Source organism: Rheinheimera muenzenbergensis, from assembly GCF_036984005.1.
GTDB classification, from domain to species: Bacteria; Pseudomonadota; Gammaproteobacteria; order Enterobacterales; family Alteromonadaceae; genus Alishewanella; species Alishewanella muenzenbergensis.
In genome coordinates this window covers 1-19,720 of record NZ_JALAAR010000030.1, presented here as the reverse complement: position 1 = coordinate 19,720, position 19,720 = coordinate 1, and the positions used below count along the sequence as shown (strand labels likewise).

Sequence of the window (19,720 nt, the reverse complement as noted above, 5' to 3'; positions counted from 1 at the left end):
TTTCTGTAGTAGTCACTCAACCGATTAAATTTCGTTGCCAAAATCCATCGTAAGTGCCCACTCAGATGATTGATTGCGAATTGTTAAAGAGCGTGCATCAGAGTAAGACTCAATGATGCGAGGTTTTCACCTCAGTCAGACGCTTTCTGCTTTCGCTTGCTGCCGTCTGTGTGGTGCGCATTATAGAGATCGCAGCAATACGATCAAGATCTTTTTTACAGAAATATGATCGACCGCGCACTTTTTGAACAATTCGCTATAAAACGCCTATTTATTGGTTATTAATCAATCAATATTAGTCTCTGCAGCTGTTGTTTTGCGTACTTCATTAAGATCTGCCTGGTGTTGGCGTGGCCGTTTTAGCTCGTGCTGGTAAAGGAAATTGCCTAGTTCATTTAAAAATGGCAGCGCAACTTCGTTTTTCTGGTATTGATCATCATTCAAGATGTCGTTTTCGTTAGCATAAACAACGGCTGTAACAAAAAACTCTACTTGGTTTGCCAGATCCACTATATAAGCACCGTCGATAATATGTCCGTAGGCCCAACCGGTCTTATTAAATATCCTTATATGTTGCGGTATCTGCTGCGCCTTACCGCCAAACAACAAAAACTTAGAGTAGTTAGCCGGGTACTCTGCTGCTTCGTATTGCGGACTAGTACTATCAGGCGGCAACATCGCCATATATCGCAGTACCAAATCGCGATCTTCAGATTTCAAGTTAAAACGTTGCTGCTGGCTGAATAACTGCGGAAAGATAAGCCGCTTTATTACACCATCGAAATCCGCAGCGCTGAAACGATTTTTGTCTGTGAACGCCATTGGCGAGTTTATCAGCTCGTTAGCTTTAATATAGGCTTTACCAAGAGTTGGCTTACTTGTATTCAGATACCGGTTTTTTGTACTACGCGCCGGCAGAGCCAGAATTGACCCTCCTGTTTCGTCGACAAATCTTACCGGATTAAACTGCCGATTTTGCTCTGCAGTCAAAGGTAGGCTAAGGCGGTGGTTAATCACAGTATGGCTCAGTCCTTTAGCTGCCAAACGCTGGTTAATATAATCCTGGCCCAATAATTCATACAGCCGGTTGCTGCCGTCATTATCACTCACCAGTAGTATCTTCTTTATATACTGCGCAATACTGGGTAAGCCAATCGTCGCGGAAGGATCTGTAGTTTGCGCCGTCTGCCAATCAGTCGCAGCGTCTGTCAGCATAATGGTATCAGCGGTTAACCCGGGTAGATTTTGTTCTGTTAACCATTCCAACGCTAATAGTGCAATCGGTAATTTAACTGTACTGGCAGGATAGAAATAACGATCGTTATCAAGACCGAACTGATAGTAAGTTAGCGCAGGATTGTTATCCGCGTCACGATCAACTTGTGTATAAATAATTTGCAAGCGATGTGGCTCTGGCTTAGACAGAACTTTCTTTAACAACGGATATTGCTGCGGAACGCTAGCGAATAAAGGCTGTAACGATTGATATTGTATTTCAGTTGCAGTTTGACTATCAGCAATGACCGACAGACTGGCTAATAGTAAACAAAGCAATACTTTTTGCATGACCGATACCAAGCATTAATCAAAACACCATAGTACGGATTAGATAGTGGAAAAACAAACACGCATAAAAAAGCCGGGCTATGCCCGGCTTTTTAGTTCTTTAGCGCTTACTCAGCTGCAGTTTCTTCAACTGGCAGTGCGTCCACTTCCGGACGATCGACTAACTCGATGTAAGCCATAGGTGCGTTATCACCGGCACGGAAGCCACACTTCAGAATACGAGTGTAACCACCTGGACGCGCGTTGTAACGCGGGCCCAATACGTTGAATAACAAACCTACTACTTCTTTATCACGAGTACGGGCAAAAGCCAGACGGCGGTTTGCAACGCTGTCATTCTTTGCCAGCGTGATCAATGGCTCGATCACACGACGTAACTCTTTAGCTTTTGGCAAAGTCGTTTTGATGATTTCGTGCTTCACCAACGAGCTTGCCATGTTGCGGAACATTGCCGTACGGTGGCTGCTGTTCCTGTTTAATTGACGACCACTCTTGCGATGGCGCATGATCTATTCCTTCTCACTAAACCAGAAACTGGTATCTGATTAGTCTTTATTTACCAGACTCGCTGGCGGCCAGTTCTCCAGGCGCATGCCCAGGGATAAACCGCGTGAAGCCAGCACGTCTTTGATTTCGGTAAGCGACTTTTTACCCAGGTTAGGTGTTTTAAGTAACTCAACCTCGGTACGCTGAACCAGATCACCAATGTACTGAATCTGCTCTGCCTTCAAGCAGTTAGCAGAACGAACTGTTAATTCCAAATCATCGACCGGACGCAACAGAATCGGATCAAACTCCGGCTTCTCTTCACGTTTTTCCGGCTCGCTCTTATCACGCAGTTCAACGAAGAACTCCAGCTGTTCAGCCAGGATGGTGGCAGCGCGACGAATGGCTTCCTCTGGCTCTACAGTGCCGTTGGTTTCCATATCGATGATCAGTTTGTCCAGGTCGGTACGCTGTTCTACCCGCGCAGCTTCAACTGAGTAGGCAATACGCTCTACCGGGCTGAAAGACGCATCCAGTAACAGACGACCAATAGGACGCTCGTCATCATCTGAGGACAAACGCGCTGATGCAGGCACATAACCGCGACCACGTTCAACTTTCAGACGCATACTGAATTCAGTTTCGCCAGTCAGGTTGCAAATAACGTGCTCAGGGTTGGTAATAACCACACCGTCGCCATGCTGGATGTCTCCAGCTGTTACAGGGCCAGCACCTTTCTTCGTTAAAGTCAGCGTGACTTCATCTTTGTCTTCCAGGCGGACGGCAAGGCCTTTCAGGTTCAGTAGGATATCAATGATATCTTCCTGTACACCTTCTTTGGCACTGTACTCGTGCAGCACGCCGTCTATTTCTACTTCAGTCACTGCACAACCAGGCATAGATGACAGAAGAATACGACGTAACGCGTTGCCCAAGGTATGCCCGAAACCGCGCTCAAGTGGTTCCAAAGTAACTTTGGCACGAGTTGGGTTGATTTTTTCGATACCAACTAATCTCGGCTTAAGGAATTCGGTGACAGAACCCTGCATTGTACCCTCTCTTAACAATTAGCTTTACTTAGAGTAAAGCTCGACGATTAACTGTTCGTTGATGTCAGCAGACAAATCTGAACGCTCTGGCAGACGTTTAAAAACACCTTCCAGTTTCGTGTTATCTACTTCGATCCAAGTTGGTTTCTCACGTTGTGCAGCAACTTCAAGCGCAGCACCGATACGGGCTTGCTTTTTGGCTTTCTCACGAACAGAGATCACTTGTTCAGGTAATACTTTGTATGATGGAATGTTTAGCACTTGGCCGTTAATCATAATGGCTTTGTGGCTTACCAGCTGACGTGCTTCTGCGCGCGTGCTGGCCAGACCCATACGGTATACTACGTTGTCTAAGCGTGACTCTAACAACGCCAACAGGTTTTCACCTGTATTACCTTTCAAACGAGCAGCTTCCTTGTAATAGTTACGGAACTGCTTTTCTAATACGCCATACATACGACGTACTTTTTGTTTTTCGCGTAACTGTAAACCGTAGTCTGATAAACGACCGCGACGAGCGCCGTGCTGACCAGGAGCAGTGGTTAAGTTACACTTTGAATCGATTGCTCTTACGCCGCTCTTCAGGAACAGATCTGTACCTTCGCGACGACTGAGTTTGAGCTTAGGGCCCAAATATCTTGCCATCTTCTTTCTCCAATAATCCGTGAAGCGCTGTAATTACACGCGACGTTTTTTAGGTGGACGGCATCCGTTATGCGGGATAGGCGTCACGTCGGTGATATTTGTGATTTTGTAACCAGCGGCGTTCAGAGCACGAATCGCTGATTCGCGGCCTGGGCCTGGGCCATTCACAAACACTTCAAGGTTCTTTACACCATATTCCAGCGCAGCAGTACCGGCGCGCTCTGCAGCTACCTGAGCAGCGAACGGAGTAGATTTACGTGAACCACGGAAACCTGAACCGCCGGCAGTTGCCCAGCACAGTGCATTACCCTGACGATCAGTAATCGTCACGATGGTGTTGTTGAAAGAAGCATGGATATGAGCCATACCGTCAGAAACTTGCTTTTTTACCCGTTTACGAGTACGAACTGGTGCTTTAGCCATGTTGAATCACCTTATTTCTTAATCGCTTTACGTGGGCCCTTACGGGTACGCGCATTAGTTTTAGTGCGCTGACCACGAACCGGCAGACTACGACGGTGGCGCAAGCCACGGTAACAGCCAAGGTCCATTAAACGCTTAATGTTCAATGTGATTTCACGGCGCAAGTCACCTTCAACGGTGTATTTTGCAACTTCGTCACGAAGAGTATCTAACTGAGCGTCGGTTAACGCAGCAATTTTTGTACTTTCTTCGATACCCACTGCAGCTAAAATCGCTTTAGAGCGGGTTTTACCGATACCATAAACATAGGTTAAAGAGATAACCGCATGTTTATTATCGGGGATGTTAATGCCAGCGATACGGGCCACTAACGTTCTCCTTTAATAGAGTTTAATAAAGCCAATTTGAAAAGCCCGTAAGGATACTCAAATGGCGCTTGTTTTGCAAACGATAAAGGGGCTAAACCAATCAGTTCAGCCCACAATATCATTTTGTTCTGCTATCAGCCTTGGCGCTGTTTGTGCTTCGGCTCACTGCAAATTACGCGAACAACGTTATTACGCTTGATCACTTTGCAGTTACGGCAGATCTTCTTAACGGAAGCTCGTACTTTCATAACTTAACTCCGCAAACTATCTTAACGGCTAAAGCCTTTAAGATTTGCCTTTTTAAGCACAGAATCATACTGATGAGACATCAGATGGGTCTGTACCTGTGCCATAAAATCCATAATAACGACGACAATAATCAGTAGTGAAGTACCACCGAAGTAGAACTGTACGTCCCACGCCACCATCATGAACTCAGGAACCAAACAGATAAAGGTTATATACAAGGCACCTGCTAAGGTTAACCGGGTCATCACTTTATCAATGTATTTAGATGTCTGCTCACCAGGACGGATCCCAGGGATAAAGGCACCGGATTTCTTCAAATTATCTGCTGTATCGCGCGGGTTAAATACCAACGCAGTATAGAAGAAGCAGAAGAAAATAATGGCCGCGGAGTATAACATCATATACAACGGTTGTCCCGGAGATAATGTTAACGCTAGTTCCTGTAAGAAATTAGCCACCACGCCTTCACCTGAACCAAACCAACTGGCTATCGTTCCAGGGAACAGAATAATGCTAGAAGCAAAGATCGGTGGTATTACGCCAGCCATATTCACCTTTAACGGTAAATGACTGCTCTGCGCGGCAAACACCTGACGGCCTTGCTGACGCTTAGCATAATTAACCACTATACGACGCTGGCCGCGTTCAAAGAACACCACAAACCAGGTAATCGCTATAACGATCACACCAATAGCAACTAACAGTAAAAAGTGCAAATCGCCTTGACGTGCCTGCTCTATCGTCTGGCCAATGGCCGACGGGAAGCCCGCAACAATACCGGTAAAGATTAGCAACGAAATACCATTACCGATGCCGCGCTCTGTAATTTGCTCTCCCAACCACATTAAAAACATGGTACCGGTAACCAAACTGATTACCGCAGTAAAGTAAAATGCAAAGCCTGGGTTAATGACTAACCCCTGCATCATGTTAGGCAGGCCAGTGGCTATACCAATGGCCTGTAACGTTGCTAACGCTAAGGTACCGTAGCGCGTCATCTGGTTAATTTTACGCTTTCCAGCCTCACCTTCTTTTTTCAGCTCTGCCATGGCGGGGTGAACCACCGTAAGCAGCTGCACAATAATAGAAGCTGAGATGTAGGGCATAATACCCAGCGCAAACACCGAAGCACGCTCAAGTGCGCCACCGCTGAACATGTTAAACATTTCAACGATGGTGCCCTTTTGTTGCTCGAATAACTGAGCCAGCACGGCGGCGTCAATTCCAGGAATTGGCACAAAGGAGCCTAACCGAAAAACGATTATGGCCAAAAGTACAAATAACAGACGGGCTTTCAGCTCGCTGAATCCGCCTTTTGCACTTCTTGAGTCCGAACCTGGTTTAGCCATCGCGTACTATCCTTATTATTCTTCGACTTTACCGCCAGCGGCCTCGATTGCTGCACGCGCGCCTTTAGTTGCACCTAAACCTTTTACGGTTACCGGGCGAGTGATCTCACCAGACAGTACAACTTTAGCGAACTTAACAGTACGAGCAATGATGTTAGCTTCCATCAGGCTAGCCAAATCAACCACATCACCTTTAACCGCAGCCAGTTCGTGCAGGCGTACTTCAGCAGAAACCAGAGACTTCTGTGAAGTGAAACCAAACTTAGGCAAACGCTGTTTCAAAGGCATTTGACCGCCTTCGAAACCTGGACGGACTGAACCACCAGAGCGAGATTTTAAACCTTTGTGACCACGGCCACCGGTTTTACCTAAGCCTGAGCCGATACCACGACCAAGGCGGCGCTTTTCTTTCTTAGCACCAGGTGCCGGAGCAAGAGTATTTAATAACATCTGTTACTCCTCCACTTTAACCATGTAATACACAGCGTTGATCATACCGCGAACTGAAGGTGTATCTTCAACTTCAACAGTATGATTAATACGGCGCAAACCTAAACCCAGTAAAGAAGCCTTGTGCTTCGGTAAACGACCGATGCTTGACTTAATTTGGGTTACTTTAATTGTCTTCTTCGCCATGGCAGATTACCCCAGAATGTCGTCAACGCGTAAACCGCGTTTTGCAGCCACTTGAGCAGGCGACTTAACAGACGCCAGCGCATTAATGGTTGCGCGAACTACGTTGATTGGGTTAGTTGAGCCGTAACACTTAGACAGAATGTTCTGTACACCAGCTACTTCCAGCACGGCGCGCATAGCACCACCGGCGATCAAGCCAGTACCTTCAGCAGCAGGTTGCATGTAAACATTCGAACCTGAGTGCACACCCTTAGTTGGGTGGTGCAAAGTGTTACCATTTAACTCAACCTGCGTCATGTTACGACGTGCTTTTTCCATTGCCTTTTGAATAGCAGCTGGAACTTCGCGCGCTTTACCGTAACCAAAACCAACGCGACCGTTACCGTCACCTACCACAGTCAGGGCAGTGAACGAGAAAATCCGGCCACCTTTAACCACTTTAGACACGCGGTTTACTGCAACAAGCTTCTCTTGCAAATCAGATTGTTGTTTAGCTTCTTCGTTAGCCATGAGCTACTCCTAGAACTGAAGACCGGCTTCACGCGCCGCGTCAGCTAAAGCCTGTACACGACCATGATACTGGAAGCCACTGCGGTCAAAAGCACAAGCAGTAACGCCTTTGGCCACTGCGCGTTCGGCAATCGCTTTACCTACAGCCTTAGCAGCATCTACGTTACCAGTGTACTTCAATGACTCTTTGATCGAGGCTTCTACAGTAGAAGCTGCAGCAATCACTTCAGCATTTGGTGCGATAAGCTGGGCGTAGATGTGACGTGGTGTACGGTGTACAACCAAGCGATTCGCACCTTGTTCGATAATGTTTCTGCGAGTGCGTTTGGCACGGCGCAGACGAGCAAGTTTCTTATCCATCGTCCTACCCTACTTTTTCTTCGCTTCTTTACGACGCACGTTTTCATTTGCATAGCGTACACCCTTGCCTTTGTAAGGCTCTGGTTTACGGTATGCCCGGATGTTAGCGGCAACCTGACCAACTAATTGCTTATCTGCACCTTTAACCACGACTTCAGTCTGGGTTGGTGTTTCGATAGTGATACCGTTTGGTACCTGAAACACTACTGGGTGAGAAAAACCTAAGCTCAGGTTTAATACTTTACCTTCTGCTTTCGCACGGTAACCCACACCAACCAATTCCAGCTTACGGGTAAAGCCTTCGCTTACACCGTTAACCAGGTTATTGATTAATGCACGGGCTGTACCCGCTTGCGCGTAAGCACCGTCAAAGCCTTCACGTGGATTAGTACGCAGAACGTTACCATCAACCACAACTTCAACTGCCGGGTTAACATCTAATGCTAACTCGCCGTTTTTGCCCTTAAACGTCACTACCTGACCATTTTGCGTTACAGTAACGCCGGCTGGTAAAGTGACTGGGGCCTTAGCAACACGAGACATAGATTACTACCTCCGTTACGCTACGTAGCCGATGATTTCGCCACCGATACCAACCTTGCGCGCAGCGCGGTCAGTCATTAGTCCTTTAGATGTTGACACGATGGCCACACCTAAACCGCCCATTACCTTAGGTAATTCGCCGCGTTTCTTATAGATACGCAGACCTGGACGACTAACACGATCGATAGTTTCAATGACAGATTTGCCCTGGAAGTACTTTAAAGTCACTTCCAGTTCTGGTTTTGCTTCACCAGAAACTGCGAAATCAGCGATGTAACCTTCGTCTTTCAATACTTTCGCAATAGACACCTTCAGTTTTGAAGATGGCATCTTAACCGCAACTTTATTAGCCGACTGGCCGTTACGGATGCGAGTAAACATATCCGCTACTGGATCTTGCAAACTCATAGCTCGTTACTCCCGTGATTCTTACCAGCTAGCCTTACGAAGGCCAGGAATTTCACCGCGCATCGCCGCTTCACGGACCTTGATCCGGCTCATGCCGAACTTACGCAGGTAACCATGTGGACGACCAGTTACACGACAACGATTACGTTGACGAGAAGGGCTTGAATCACGCGGCAACGTCTGTAACTTCAGGACGGCTGCCCAACGGTCTTCATCAGAAGTCGCTGGATTGGCAATCGCATCTCTCAGTTCATGACGCTTTGCAGCGAATTTGGCTACCAGTTGTGCACGCTTGAATTCGCGGGCTTTCATTGATTGTTTTGCCATGACCCTACACCTTATTTCTTGAATGGGAAGTTAAACGCGGCAAGTAAAGCACGTCCTTCGTCATCGGTACGCGCGGTAGTCGTAATAGTGATATCTAAACCACGTACTGCGTCTACTTTGTCATAGTCGATTTCTGGGAAAATGATTTGCTCACGTACACCCATGCTGTAGTTACCACGGCCATCGAACGACTTCGGGTTTACACCACGGAAGTCACGGATACGCGGGATAGCAATAGAGACTAAACGCTCTAAGAATTCCCACATACGTTCGCCGCGCAGGGTCACTTTTGCGCCAATAGGGTAGCCTTCACGGATTTTGAAACCAGCGACTGACTTACGCGCCTTAGTAACCAGAGGTTTCTGGCCAGCAATAGCAGTTAAATCTGCTACCGCATTTTCAAGGATCTTTTTGTCAGCTACGGCTTCACCCACACCCATGTTGAGTGTGATTTTAACAATCCGAGGGACTTGCATGACGCTGGTGTAGCCGAACTGCTTAAACAGTTCTGGGACTACTGTGTCTTTGTAAATTTCATGCAGTTTCGCCATCGTATTACTCCAATAGCAATTAAATTACTTCGTTATTCGACTTGAAGAAACGCACTTTCTTGCCATCTTCAAGGCGGAAACCTACACGATCTGCTTTACCCGTTTTAGAGTTAAAGATCGCTACGTTTGAAACATGAATTGAGGCTTCTTTCTCAACGATACCGCCTGGCTGGTTCAGAGCCGGTACAGGCTTCTGATGCTTTTTAACCAAGTTAACGCCGGAAACATAAACACGACCTTCAGCTACTAATACTTTAGTAACTTTACCGCGTTTACCCTTGTCCTTACCGGTAAGAACAACAACCTCGTCATCACGACGGATTTTACTAGCCATGGTGACTCCTTACAGTACTTCTGGTGCCAGAGACACGATCTTCATAAACTTATCGCCACGAAGTTCACGTGTAACAGGCCCGAAAATACGGGTGCCGATCGGTTCCAGCTTGCTGTTTAACAACACTGCTGCATTGCGATCAAAACGGATTAATGACCCGTCTTGACGGCGTACGCCTTTAGCTGTACGCACCACCACTGCATTTAGAACGTCACCTTTTTTAACTTTACCGCGAGGAATTGCTTCCTTAACAGTAACTTTAATGACGTCACCAATTGCAGCATAACGGCGATGCGAACCACCTAAGACCTTAATACACATTACGCTGCGTGCGCCGCTGTTGTCTGCGACTTCCAGCATAGATTGCATCTGGATCATCTTAGTGCTCCGCTATTCTACTAAATAACCCTCACGGGTTACGCTGCTTACAATAATACCCCCTGATAAGAGGGCGCGTGATTATAACAGCACTCTTACCAAAAAGGTAGCTCAAAATAAAAGCGGCTCCATTTGGAGCCGCTTTTTACATCTTAACGAATTAAGATGCTGATTCGACTACTGCTACCAGGGTCCAAGATTTAGTCTTAGACAAAGGACGGCATTCACGAATAGTGACTACATCGCCTTCTTTACACTGATTAGTTTCATCATGTACGTGCAGCTTGGTAGTACGCTTGATGAACTTCCCGTAAATTGGGTGTTTCACCGAACGCTCGATAGCAACAGTAATAGACTTGTCCATTTTGTTGCTGATCACTTTACCTTGCAGTGTACGGATATTAGTTTCGCTCATTACGCACCTGCCTTCTCGGTTAAGATGGTCTTAACGCGCGCGATATCACGACGCACCTGCTTAAATAAATGCGTTTGAGCTAACTGACCGGTAGCCAGTTGCATGCGCAGGTTAAACTGCTCACGTAACAAGCCCAGTAATTCAGCGTTTAACTCTTCAACACTTTTCGCTTTTAATTCGCTGGCTTTCATCACATTACCGTCCGCGTTACAAAGGTTGTCTTAAATGGCAGCTTAGCAGCGGCTAATGCAAATGCATGACGCGCTAACTCTTCAGACACACCGTCCATTTCGTACAGTACTTTGCCAGGTTTGATCTGACATACCCAATACTCAACAGAACCTTTACCACTACCCATACGTACTTCCAGCGGCTTAGCAGTGATTGGCTTGTCTGGGAACACACGGATCCAGATTTTACCAACACGTTTAACAGCCCGCGTCATAGCACGACGTGCAGATTCAATTTGACGTGAAGTCATTTGACCACGTTCTACAGATTTCAGTGCGAAAGTACCGAATGATACTTTGTCGCCAACCAGGGCTAAACCACGGTTACGACCTTTGTGCACTTTACGAAATTTTGTACGTTTTGGTTGCAACATCGCTCAAACCCCTTACTTTGCCTTACGTGCCGGTTTTTTCGGCGCTTTAGGCTGGTTGTTGTTGTTGGCGTTGTTGGTGTTGTTGTTCAATGGCAGAGCACCTAAGATCTCGCCTTTGAAAATCCACACTTTCACACCAATGATACCGTAAGTAGTCAGTGCTTCTGAGGTATTGTAGTCAATGTCGGCACGCAGAGTGTGCAGAGGCACACGGCCTTCACGGTACCACTCAGTACGGGCAATTTCTGCACCGCCTAAACGGCCGCTAACTTCAACTTTAATACCTTTAGCACCGATACGCATGGCGTTTTGTACCGCACGCTTCATCGCGCGACGGAACATAACACGACGCTCTAACTGGCTGCTGATTGAATCAGCAACTAATTTCGCGTCCAGCTCAGGCTTACGGATTTCAGAGATGTTAATCTGCGCAGGTACGCCAGCGATGGCAGCTACTTGCTTGCGGATTTTTTCAACATCTTCACCTTTTTTACCGATGATTACGCCTGGACGCGCAGTGTGAATAGTCACACGGATGCTTTTCGCAGGGCGTTCAATATCGATCCGGCTTACTGACGCGGCTTTCAGTTCTTTTGTCAGGTACTGACGAACTTTAAAGTCACCGTTTAAGAAATCCGGGAAGTCTTTCGTATTCGCGAACCAGGTAGAGCTCCATGGCTTAGTGATACCTAGGCGAATACCATTAGGATGTACTTTCTGTCCCATTTCTATCTCCTAGTTATCAGCTACAACCACAGTGATGTGGCTGGTGCGCTTGACGATACGGTCAGCACGACCTTTGGCACGTGGCTTGATACGCTTCATAGACGGACCTTCATCAATGAAGATGGTCTTTACTTTCAGCGTGTCAATATCCGCACCTTCATTGTGCTCCGCGTTAGCAATGGCTGATAAAAGTACCTTTTTAACTAACTCTGCAGCCTTTTTCGGGCTGTAAGTCAGTACGTTCAGCGCCTTATCAACTGACAATCCACGCACCTGGTCAGCAACCAGACGGGTTTTTTGTGCAGAAGAACGGGCAAATTTGTGTTTAGCTAATGCTTGCATCATTTACCCCTTAGCGCTTCTTGGCCTTTTTGTCGGCTGCATGACCACGGTAGGTACGAGTAGGTGCAAATTCACCTAACTTGTGACCAATCATCTCTTCAGAGACGAACACAGGTACATGTTGACGACCATTATGGACAGCGATGGTCAAACCGATCATATCAGGTATGATCATTGAACGACGGCTCCAAGTCTTAATAGGCTTCTTGTCACCGCTTTCCAACGCTTTCTCTACCTTCTTCAGCAAGTGAAGGTCAATAAATGGACCTTTCTTGAGAGAACGTGGCATGGCAATTCCTCACAAATTATTTATCACGACGACGTACGATAAGTTTATCAGTACGCTTGTTTGAACGAGTTTTGTAACCCTTCGTTGGAACGCCCCATGGAGTAACAGGGTGACGACCACCAGAAGTTTTACCTTCACCACCACCGTGTGGGTGATCAACCGGGTTCATTACCACACCACGTACAGTTGGGCGAATGCCGCGCCAGCGCATAGCACCAGCTTTACCGTATTGACGTAACATATGTTCCGCGTTGCCGATCTCACCGATAGTCGCGCGACAATCTGCTAATACTTTGCGTACTTCACCGCTGCGTAAACGCAGAGTAACGTACTCACCGTCACGAGCCAGGATCTGAACGAATGCGCCAGCTGAACGAGCTAACTGACCACCTTTACCTGGTTTCATTTCGATGTTGTGTACTACCTGACCGACTGGGATATTACGCAGTGGCAGAGTGTTACCGGCTTTGATTGGTGATTCCATACCTGAAATCACTGAATCGCCTGCCTTCAGGCCTTTAGGGGCCAGAATGTAACGACGCTCACCGTCTGCATATAACACCAGTGCGATGTTAGCTGTACGGTTTGGATCGTACTCTAAACGCTCAACTTTGGCTGGAATGCCATCTTTGTTGCGTTTGAAGTCAACTAAACGGTAATGCTGCTTGTGACCACCACCGATATGACGGGTAGTGATACGACCGTTGTTGTTACGACCACCAGATTTTGAATTTTTCTCTAACAAAGGGGCATAAGGCTTGCCTTTGTACAGGTCTGGGTTAACCACTTTTAATACGTGGCGACGACCTGGTGACGTAGGTTTACACTTTACAAGTGCCATTTCCTAACTCCTCTTCTTACTCAGCGCCGCCAACGAAATCGATTTCGCTGCCTTCTTTAAGAGTCACGTAAGCTTTTTTCCAATCGCTACGCTTGCCCATACGCGCACCAGTGCGCTTGGTCTTACCCTTAACGTTAACAGTACGCACACCGACTACTTCAGTTTCGAACAGTTTTTCAACTGCTGCTTTAACATCAGCTTTAGTCGCAGTAGTGGCTACCTTGAAAACGACTGTATTGTGTTTTTCAGCAGACACGGTGCTCTTTTCAGAAACATGTGGTGCCAGAATAACTTTCAGTAAACGTTCTTCGCGGATCATGCTAACAGCTCCTCAAGTTGCTTAACTGCAGCAGCAGTCATTAACACTTTGTCGAATGCGATTAAGCTGACCGGGTCGATACCGTGTACGTCACGCACGTCAACCTTGTACAGGTTACGTGCAGATAAGAACAGGTTCTCATCCACTTCGTTAGTCACGATTAACACGTCTTTTAAATCCATAGACTTTAACTTTGCAGATAAGTCTTTGGTCTTTGGCGTTTCAACGGCGAAATTTTCCACCACGATCAAACGCTCTTGACGTACTAATTCAGACAGGATGCTTTGGATCGCACCACGATACATTTTACGGTTGACTTTCTGGCTGTGATCTTGTGGCTTAGCCGCAAATGTTACACCGCCTCCGCGCCAGATTGGGCTACGAATAGTACCAGCACGTGCACGGCCAGTACCTTTTTGACGCCATGGCTTCTTGCCGCCACCGCGTACTTCAGAACGTGTCAGCTGAGCGCGGGTACCCTGACGGGCGCCGGCAGCATAAGCTACAACGACCTGATGAACCAAAGCTTCATTAAACTCACGTCCAAAGGTAGCTTCGGAAACTTCAAGAACGCCTTGAGCGTCTCGTAATGCTAATTCCATCACTTATCTCCTCAGACGTTAGCTTTTAACAGCTGGTTTAACGATCACGTCACCACCGATAGCGCCAGGTACTGCACCTTTAACTAACAGCAGGTTACGTTCTGCGTCTACACGAACCACTTCCAGCGATTGCACGGTTACGCGCTCAGCACCTAAGTGACCAGCCATTTTTTTACCCTTGAATACTTTACCTGGTGATTGGTTCTGACCAATTGAACCAGGGGCACGGTGTGATAAAGAGTTACCGTGAGTAGCATCCTGAGTACGGAAATTCCAGCGCTTAACAGCACCAGCAAAACCTTTACCTTTTGATGTACCAGCTACATCTACTTTCTTCGTTTCTGCGAAGATTTCAACCGTAATCTCGCTGCCAACAGTGATGTCAGCACCTTCGTTATCTGCCAGGCGGAATTCCCACAGACCACGACCCGCTTCAACGCCAACTTTAGCGAAGTGACCTGCGTCAGGCTTGTTCAGGCGGTTAGCCTTAACAGTGCCGGCAGTCACTTGCAGTGCGCTGTAACCGTTAGTTTCTGCAGTTTTTACTGCAGTTACACGGTTTGGTGTCGCTTCGATTACGGTTACTGGAATTGAAACGCCATCTTCAGTGAAGATGCGGGTCATTCCCACTTTACGACCGATAAGACCGATAGCCATTTCCTAAACCTCTCTATAAACCTGTCTGATTAGCCCAGGCTGATTTGAACGTCAACACCAGCAGGCAGATCTAAACGCATCAGAGCATCAACCGTTTTTTCAGTTGGCTCAACGATGTCGATTAAACGCTTGTGGGTACGGATTTCGTACTGATCACGCGCATCTTTGTTTACGTGAGGAGAAATCAATACAGTGAAACGTTCCTGGCGAGTAGGAAGTGGAATTGGACCACGAACCTGTGCGCCCGTACGCTTAGCTGTGTCAACGATTTCCATAGTTGACTGATCGATCAAACGGTGATCGAACGCTTTCAGACGGATGCGAATCCTTTGATTACTCATGTATCAAAGCCTCAAAGAGCAAAAAGAGCAAAAATAAACACAAGCTATCCAGCCCAATAAAGGGGGATGCCCATGCACCTAAGTTACGTTTGCTCCCCAATCGGGAGCACTGTAAGCGTTAAATAACTCTAAAGTTTATCTAACGAGCCAGTCAGAATTGTATCGACTGGCCGCGCATTATACTGAAAGCAACGTATAACGCAAGCATTGTTTATAATTTATACGGTTTTGCAGTACCTGAACGCCAGTTAAAACTGGCATCAAGGAATCAGGCTAGTTTTTTAAACACCGAACGCTAGTGTTAGCTCCGGATGGCAATCCTGCTGCAATAAACTCTGTTTTAAATACAACCCACCCAGCAGGGCATTTTTCAGCCTGAAACTCGACTATGGCATCTTTTGGTATCACCACATTGGATTTTTGACTTTGTTCAAGTAATTTTTCAAGCTTAGCAATTTTCCTTTCCAAGCATCTAACAGCGCCATCAGTTTTAATTGCAAGTGTGCAGTCTTCTGCAAGCGCAGTTGGTGCAGCACATAGCAACAAAGGGGTAAGTATTGCGAAGCCGAGCCGGGATAAGCCTTTTAGAACTGTCATCGTGAAGCCTCCTTATGAGAAATTATATCTTTACAGTCTGTGATACTTCCTGATTCCCAGACTGTTTATTACTTAGCAATAGTTATTGGCTTGCCCTTTTCTAAACCCGCGACAACTAAGCCATAGTAGATGCCATTGTCGTCATAAATACGTAGAAAGCCGCCGTTGACATATTGCCCTAAGTTTTCTTTATTACTTAACTCATCGATCAATGACCTGATATCGTTAAGATTTTCAGATGAAATCAGTACACCACATAAAGACGTTGCACAGCCGACAGGTACACTGGTAACACCCTGCTTGTTCGACAACAGGTTATTGACGACATTGTCTAAATTGACTTCAGTTTCATAACTTAAGTAATTCTTTTCACCAGAAAATCGTAACGACTCTATGAAATTATTCACCTGATCATGGTTCAGCTGCTCTAATGCAGTGGTCTTTAAAACAACTTTTTGGCCGTCATCTACGATGATGTTTTGCTCTTTCAACTGATAATTTTCAGCTATAGGGATTCCAGAAGAATCAACTTCGCCGTTTTCGGTTCCTGCAGTAGCTTTATGCTCTTGCGCAGAATCGCTTTCTTTGTCGCCTGGTAGTGGGCCAGGTGTGCTATTTTCTGTTGCAACGATTTCTTTGGTTGGCTTGTCATCTATGCGGTCTAAAACATTAGAATTGTAACTATTCCAAAGTTGCTCTTGTGTTCCGTCAACATCATTGTTTTTGCTGTTTGCTATTAACGCTATAGTTATTATCATCACGATCGTGAGTAGGTATTTTCTCATCCAGCTACCTTTATTTTAGCGGGCACAGTGCCCTTGATTGACACGGCTGCCCACCCGCGCGCTGCCGCTATTAACAAACTGCTACAAGGTAATAATCGCTACCATTGCCGGCTTCATTGACAAACAAAGCTTCAACTGATTGATAACATATTTATTAATAACTACGCAAATGTTTACGGTGAAGTCAAGGCTCCATTAGTATCACAAGCGGAGCCTGTCAGGATGGGAAGGTTTAAAGTATGTCGTTTAGCTCAAAGCCTATACCGAAGCGGGTAACTGAACGGTTATAGTCGATCAGGCTTTCACCATAGCCATTGAAAAACTCAGCGTATAAACGGATATGTTTATTAAAAGGCCGCGAATACGATAAGCGCAGCGCGCCCTTGTTGTCGCTGCGCAAATTGTTACGCAGCATCATACGCCAGGTGGCATCATTCTGTTTATAAGCCGCAGATAACTCAAACCAGCCCATATACTTGGTGATATCGGGGTTATCATCACCATCAGCATCTTGCGGGTTTGCTTTGCGCTGTTCTTTAAAACGGTAATAGGGTTCAAAGTTAATAAAGACGTTACCGATGGATGTCACCCAGCTAAGCTTTAGCCGGTTCCAGCTGCGGGAAAACTCGCCGGCACGACCATTAGATTGGTGTGACAAACTAAGGCTAATAATACGACTGGCAGCTTCATCGACATTGGCATAATGCGGTAGCACTAAAATAAGCTCAGGCTCATAGTTATTCTCGCGAAATGGCGATGAAACATCGCTGTTGTAAGCTTGCCAATAGGCTTGTTGGGTAAAAGCAAAAAACAAATAGCCGTTATCGTTATAGATTTTGCTCCATAACGGTGTTTTCAGGCTAAGTTGAAACTTTGCTTCAACATTGTCTGAAGGGGCGGCGTCACCGTCCCGCACCAATACATCCGCTATACCGTCTACGTAGGTAACCGGCATCAGATAATTACTTTGATGCGGCAGCAAACTAAAGGGTCGGTATGCATCCCATTGCTCGGCTCTCAAACGTTTATCCAGTGCATCTGCAGCGTGTAACTTAAAGCCAACCAGTAAAACTAAACCGAGCAATAGTCGCATAAGCTTGTCCTGTTAAAAATAATCCGGGCTTAGGCTATCAATACCGGCTGTATCTTCGCTTAACACAGCAAACAAACCTTTTGCTTTGGGTAATACCCGGGCAAAGTAATACGCTGCTGTAATGTGCTTGGCGTGTTTAAAGCTATCACTGACTTCAGCGCTATCCAATGCACACAGGTTTTTATACCACATGTAGCCATACAGCACATATGACACGGCCGCTAAATAGTCACAAGCATTCGCACTTTGCGCTCTGAAATCCTGCGCTAGTAATTCGCCAGTAAGTTGCTGTAATTCGTTTATGTACTCAGCCAGTAACACAGAACCTGCTTGCGGAACTTCAGCAATCTCAGCGCTAATTTCATTTAATAAGCTGATAAGTGCATCACCTTTATCTGCAGCCACTTTACGCAGCATAAAATCTGCCGCTTGTATGCCATTAGTGCCTTCATATATTTGTGCGATACGCACATCACGTACTAATTGTTCCATGCCCCACTCTTTAATGTAGCCATGGCCACCGAATACCTGTTGTGCTGTAACGCAGGCATCAAAGCCCTGATCGGTCATAAACGCCTTAGCGATCGGCGTTAACAAATTAGCGCGTTGCGCTGATACCGGGCAGTTATCATACTTAGCTTTATCCAGCAAAGAGGCGACCCAGGTAGCAAAGGTACGGCCGGCTTCATTCATGGCTTTAATGTTCAGTAGCATGCGCCGCACGTCGGCGTGACCAATAATCGGCTCAGCTTTATTGGCATCTTTTTCACTGATCCGGCCCTGCAGGCGTTCTTTCGCATAACTCACAGCATTCTGGTAAGCCCGTTCTGCCGCACCCAGGCCCTGGCTGCCCATCGACAGCCGCTCGTAGTTCATCATGGTAAACATACATGCCAGGCCACGGTTTGGCTCACCAATCAGATAACCTGTTGCATCATCAAAATTCAGTACACAGGTCGCCGAGCCATTAATGCCCATCTTGTGCTCTATTGAACCTACCGTCACTTTATTGCGCTCGCCAGGCTCAGCATTATCAGCAGGTAAATACTTCGGTACCAAGAATAATGAAATACCACGACTACCTGCCGGCGCATCTGGCAATTTCGCCAATACTAAATGAATAATGTTGCTTGTCAGATCATGTTCACCGGCGGTGATAAAGATTTTGCTGCCACTAATTGCATAGCTGTCATCAGTGTTCGGTTTTGCTGTGGTACGCATTATGCCAAGATCTGAGCCGGCATGCGCTTCGGTCAGACACATGGTGCCGCTCCACTCACCGCTATACATCTTCGGCAAATACAGGGCTTTGGTTGCGTCATCAGCATGTTGTAATAGCGCGACACAGGCTCCAGCAGTTAGACCAGGGTAAAGTGAGAATGCAATATCGGCACTACAAAGCATTTCATCTACCATCATCGACAGCGCTTTTGGCATGCCCATACCACCGTATTCTGCATCACCGCTAAGACCAGTCCAGCCGCCTTCTGCCAGGCTTTGGTAGGCAGTGTAGTAATGCTCGGGTAGCGAAACGGTTCCGTCTTGCAGTTGGGCACCGCGCTTATCTGCGGCCGCAGCATAAGGAGCTATTTGTTGTTCACAGATCTTTGCTGCTTCTTCCAGGATGGCCCTGGCAGTATCGATTTCAAGCTGCTCTGACAGCTGCGGCTGTTGCTGCCAATACCGATCTAGTTGCCAAACGCTGAAGAGGTTAAAATAAATATCGTTAAGTGGTGCCTGGTACTGACTCATAATCTCTGCCTCTTTAACTGGACGGATGAGTTAGAGCATGGCACAGCTTGCAAATTCAAACAAGTGTTTGAATGGCAGCAGTACAAACTTCAGGCAATAAAAAAGGCCCCGCAGGGCCTTTTTTAATCAATGCCAATTAAGCAATGATTTTTGATACTACACCAGCACCAACTGT

General features: G+C 46.6%; 33 protein-coding genes. All 33 read right to left on the bottom strand.

Annotated elements, in window-relative coordinates; genetic code table 11:
- Positions 1-285 precede the first annotated feature (285 nt).
- The 33 genes from MN202_RS20040 to MN202_RS19880 all read right to left on the bottom strand — a co-directional run bounded on the left by MN202_RS20040 (position 286) and on the right by MN202_RS19880 (position 19,545).
- Positions 286-1,440, bottom strand: coding sequence for a serine hydrolase (locus MN202_RS20040; protein ID WP_335737910.1), 1,155 nt, complete (start codon positions 1,438-1,440; stop codon positions 286-288).
- Positions 1,441-1,673: 233 nt separating this feature from the next.
- Complete coding sequence (gene rplQ, locus MN202_RS20035) at positions 1,674-2,072, bottom strand: 50S ribosomal protein L17 (RefSeq protein ID WP_027672166.1); 399 nt, start codon at positions 2,070-2,072, stop codon at positions 1,674-1,676.
- Positions 2,073-2,111: 39 nt separating this feature from the next.
- On the bottom strand, positions 2,112-3,101 hold the full coding sequence (locus MN202_RS20030) for a DNA-directed RNA polymerase subunit alpha (protein ID WP_027672165.1): 990 nt from the start codon (positions 3,099-3,101) through the stop codon (positions 2,112-2,114).
- Between the two features lie 24 nt (positions 3,102-3,125).
- Positions 3,126-3,746, bottom strand: a complete 621-nt coding sequence (gene rpsD, locus MN202_RS20025) for a 30S ribosomal protein S4 (RefSeq protein ID WP_068238290.1) — start codon at positions 3,744-3,746, stop codon at positions 3,126-3,128.
- 33 nt (positions 3,747-3,779) lie between these two features.
- Positions 3,780-4,169, bottom strand: coding sequence for a 30S ribosomal protein S11 (rpsK, locus tag MN202_RS20020; RefSeq protein WP_027672163.1), 390 nt, complete (start codon positions 4,167-4,169; stop codon positions 3,780-3,782).
- A gap of 11 nt (positions 4,170-4,180) precedes the next feature.
- On the bottom strand, positions 4,181-4,537 hold the full coding sequence (gene rpsM, locus MN202_RS20015) for a 30S ribosomal protein S13 (RefSeq protein WP_335737909.1): 357 nt from the start codon (positions 4,535-4,537) through the stop codon (positions 4,181-4,183).
- A 134-nt stretch (positions 4,538-4,671) separates the two neighbouring features.
- Positions 4,672-4,785, bottom strand: a complete 114-nt coding sequence (gene rpmJ / locus MN202_RS20010) for a 50S ribosomal protein L36 (protein ID WP_008950799.1) — start codon at positions 4,783-4,785, stop codon at positions 4,672-4,674.
- A 21-nt stretch (positions 4,786-4,806) separates the two neighbouring features.
- Positions 4,807-6,135, bottom strand: a complete 1,329-nt coding sequence (secY, locus tag MN202_RS20005; protein ID WP_335737908.1) for a preprotein translocase subunit SecY — start codon at positions 6,133-6,135, stop codon at positions 4,807-4,809.
- A gap of 15 nt (positions 6,136-6,150) precedes the next feature.
- Positions 6,151-6,585, bottom strand: a complete 435-nt coding sequence (gene rplO, locus MN202_RS20000; protein ID WP_335737907.1) for a 50S ribosomal protein L15 — start codon at positions 6,583-6,585, stop codon at positions 6,151-6,153.
- A 3-nt stretch (positions 6,586-6,588) separates the two neighbouring features.
- The gene (gene rpmD, locus MN202_RS19995) at positions 6,589-6,771 is read right to left on the bottom strand and encodes a 50S ribosomal protein L30 (protein ID WP_173502769.1); all 183 of its coding nucleotides are present in this window, start codon (positions 6,769-6,771) and stop codon (positions 6,589-6,591) included.
- Positions 6,772-6,777: 6 nt separating this feature from the next.
- Positions 6,778-7,281 carry a 30S ribosomal protein S5 gene (gene rpsE, locus MN202_RS19990; RefSeq protein ID WP_335737906.1) on the bottom strand — a complete coding sequence of 168 codons (504 nt, stop codon included), beginning with the start codon at positions 7,279-7,281 and terminating at the stop codon, positions 6,778-6,780.
- A gap of 9 nt (positions 7,282-7,290) precedes the next feature.
- Complete coding sequence (gene rplR, locus MN202_RS19985) at positions 7,291-7,641, bottom strand: 50S ribosomal protein L18 (protein WP_335737905.1); 351 nt, start codon at positions 7,639-7,641, stop codon at positions 7,291-7,293.
- Between the two features lie 9 nt (positions 7,642-7,650).
- Complete coding sequence (rplF, locus tag MN202_RS19980) at positions 7,651-8,184, bottom strand: 50S ribosomal protein L6 (protein ID WP_335737904.1); 534 nt, start codon at positions 8,182-8,184, stop codon at positions 7,651-7,653.
- 15 nt (positions 8,185-8,199) lie between these two features.
- The gene (gene rpsH, locus MN202_RS19975) at positions 8,200-8,592 is read right to left on the bottom strand and encodes a 30S ribosomal protein S8 (protein WP_335737903.1); all 393 of its coding nucleotides are present in this window, start codon (positions 8,590-8,592) and stop codon (positions 8,200-8,202) included.
- 21 nt (positions 8,593-8,613) lie between these two features.
- On the bottom strand, positions 8,614-8,919 hold the full coding sequence (gene rpsN / locus MN202_RS19970) for a 30S ribosomal protein S14 (protein WP_305551704.1): 306 nt from the start codon (positions 8,917-8,919) through the stop codon (positions 8,614-8,616).
- Between the two features lie 11 nt (positions 8,920-8,930).
- Positions 8,931-9,470: a 50S ribosomal protein L5 gene (gene rplE, locus MN202_RS19965; RefSeq protein ID WP_027672153.1), complete on the bottom strand. Its 540-nt coding sequence runs from the start codon at positions 9,468-9,470 to the stop codon at positions 8,931-8,933.
- A 19-nt stretch (positions 9,471-9,489) separates the two neighbouring features.
- Positions 9,490-9,804 (bottom strand): 50S ribosomal protein L24, encoded by a 315-nt coding sequence (gene rplX / locus MN202_RS19960; protein ID WP_068238319.1) that lies wholly within the window; start codon positions 9,802-9,804, stop codon positions 9,490-9,492.
- A 9-nt stretch (positions 9,805-9,813) separates the two neighbouring features.
- Positions 9,814-10,182 (bottom strand): 50S ribosomal protein L14, encoded by a 369-nt coding sequence (gene rplN, locus MN202_RS19955; RefSeq protein WP_134059725.1) that lies wholly within the window; start codon positions 10,180-10,182, stop codon positions 9,814-9,816.
- Between the two features lie 160 nt (positions 10,183-10,342).
- Positions 10,343-10,597, bottom strand: a complete 255-nt coding sequence (gene rpsQ / locus MN202_RS19950) for a 30S ribosomal protein S17 (RefSeq protein ID WP_335737902.1) — start codon at positions 10,595-10,597, stop codon at positions 10,343-10,345.
- Complete coding sequence (gene rpmC / locus MN202_RS19945; RefSeq protein ID WP_008224486.1) at positions 10,597-10,788, bottom strand: 50S ribosomal protein L29; 192 nt, start codon at positions 10,786-10,788, stop codon at positions 10,597-10,599. The genes rpsQ and rpmC overlap by 1 nt, the downstream gene beginning before the upstream one ends.
- Complete coding sequence (gene rplP / locus MN202_RS19940; RefSeq protein ID WP_335737901.1) at positions 10,788-11,201, bottom strand: 50S ribosomal protein L16; 414 nt, start codon at positions 11,199-11,201, stop codon at positions 10,788-10,790. The genes rpmC and rplP overlap by 1 nt, the downstream gene beginning before the upstream one ends.
- A gap of 12 nt (positions 11,202-11,213) precedes the next feature.
- Complete coding sequence (rpsC, locus tag MN202_RS19935) at positions 11,214-11,927, bottom strand: 30S ribosomal protein S3 (RefSeq protein WP_335737900.1); 714 nt, start codon at positions 11,925-11,927, stop codon at positions 11,214-11,216.
- Positions 11,928-11,936: 9 nt separating this feature from the next.
- Positions 11,937-12,269, bottom strand: coding sequence for a 50S ribosomal protein L22 (rplV, locus tag MN202_RS19930; RefSeq protein ID WP_019677721.1), 333 nt, complete (start codon positions 12,267-12,269; stop codon positions 11,937-11,939).
- Positions 12,270-12,279: 10 nt separating this feature from the next.
- Positions 12,280-12,558, bottom strand: a complete 279-nt coding sequence (gene rpsS, locus MN202_RS19925; protein ID WP_008950795.1) for a 30S ribosomal protein S19 — start codon at positions 12,556-12,558, stop codon at positions 12,280-12,282.
- Positions 12,559-12,574: 16 nt separating this feature from the next.
- Positions 12,575-13,399 carry a 50S ribosomal protein L2 gene (gene rplB / locus MN202_RS19920; protein WP_335737899.1) on the bottom strand — a complete coding sequence of 275 codons (825 nt, stop codon included), beginning with the start codon at positions 13,397-13,399 and terminating at the stop codon, positions 12,575-12,577.
- Between the two features lie 16 nt (positions 13,400-13,415).
- Positions 13,416-13,718, bottom strand: coding sequence for a 50S ribosomal protein L23 (gene rplW / locus MN202_RS19915; RefSeq protein ID WP_027672146.1), 303 nt, complete (start codon positions 13,716-13,718; stop codon positions 13,416-13,418).
- The gene (rplD, locus tag MN202_RS19910) at positions 13,715-14,320 is read right to left on the bottom strand and encodes a 50S ribosomal protein L4 (RefSeq protein ID WP_335737898.1); all 606 of its coding nucleotides are present in this window, start codon (positions 14,318-14,320) and stop codon (positions 13,715-13,717) included. Before rplD ends, rplW begins: the two co-directional genes overlap by 4 nt.
- 18 nt (positions 14,321-14,338) lie before the next feature.
- A complete protein-coding gene (rplC, locus tag MN202_RS19905; protein ID WP_335737897.1) occupies positions 14,339-14,977 on the bottom strand; it encodes a 50S ribosomal protein L3 in 639 nt (212 codons plus the stop codon).
- Positions 14,978-15,006: 29 nt separating this feature from the next.
- Positions 15,007-15,318: a 30S ribosomal protein S10 gene (gene rpsJ, locus MN202_RS19900; protein ID WP_008899121.1), complete on the bottom strand. Its 312-nt coding sequence runs from the start codon at positions 15,316-15,318 to the stop codon at positions 15,007-15,009.
- Positions 15,319-15,591: 273 nt separating this feature from the next.
- Positions 15,592-15,915: a hypothetical protein gene (locus MN202_RS19895; protein ID WP_335737896.1), complete on the bottom strand. Its 324-nt coding sequence runs from the start codon at positions 15,913-15,915 to the stop codon at positions 15,592-15,594.
- A 68-nt stretch (positions 15,916-15,983) separates the two neighbouring features.
- Positions 15,984-16,700: a hypothetical protein gene (locus MN202_RS19890; protein ID WP_335737895.1), complete on the bottom strand. Its 717-nt coding sequence runs from the start codon at positions 16,698-16,700 to the stop codon at positions 15,984-15,986.
- A gap of 232 nt (positions 16,701-16,932) precedes the next feature.
- Positions 16,933-17,793, bottom strand: coding sequence for a phospholipase A (locus tag MN202_RS19885; protein WP_335737894.1), 861 nt, complete (start codon positions 17,791-17,793; stop codon positions 16,933-16,935).
- Positions 17,794-17,805: 12 nt separating this feature from the next.
- The gene (locus MN202_RS19880; RefSeq protein ID WP_335737893.1) at positions 17,806-19,545 is read right to left on the bottom strand and encodes an acyl-CoA dehydrogenase family protein; all 1,740 of its coding nucleotides are present in this window, start codon (positions 19,543-19,545) and stop codon (positions 17,806-17,808) included.
- Positions 19,546-19,720: the final 175 nt, after the last annotated feature.